This window comes from Mesorhizobium sp. GbtcB19 (assembly GCF_019091085.1).
Classification (GTDB): Bacteria; Pseudomonadota; Alphaproteobacteria; order Rhizobiales; family Rhizobiaceae; genus Mesorhizobium.
In genome coordinates this window covers 1-228 of sequence record NZ_JAGXJY010000673.1, presented here as the reverse complement: position 1 = coordinate 228, position 228 = coordinate 1, and the positions used below count along the sequence as shown (strand labels likewise).

Sequence of the window (228 nt, the reverse complement as noted above, 5' to 3'; positions counted from 1 at the left end):
CGACTTGAAATTGACCGACAGGGAGCTTTTGGGCCGGCGAGAAACCGATCCTCAGAGTGGAGAACAACCCAAGAGCATAAGAGGGCTTTTCACAGCGAGCCGGCGGCAGCGCATCGGCCCGATCTTCTTCGCCATCGCGCTGGCAGCGCTTCCGCCCCCCACGGCCTGGGCGGGGGACAACCCCTACAACCTCACCCCCCCCAAGACGATCACCGTCGGCACGATGGG

General features: G+C 64.0%; 1 pseudogene. It reads left to right on the top strand.

The window, feature by feature from the left end:
* Nucleotides 1-228 (top strand): annotated as a pseudogene (locus KVT37_RS33370) (hypothetical protein); the annotation flags it as partial.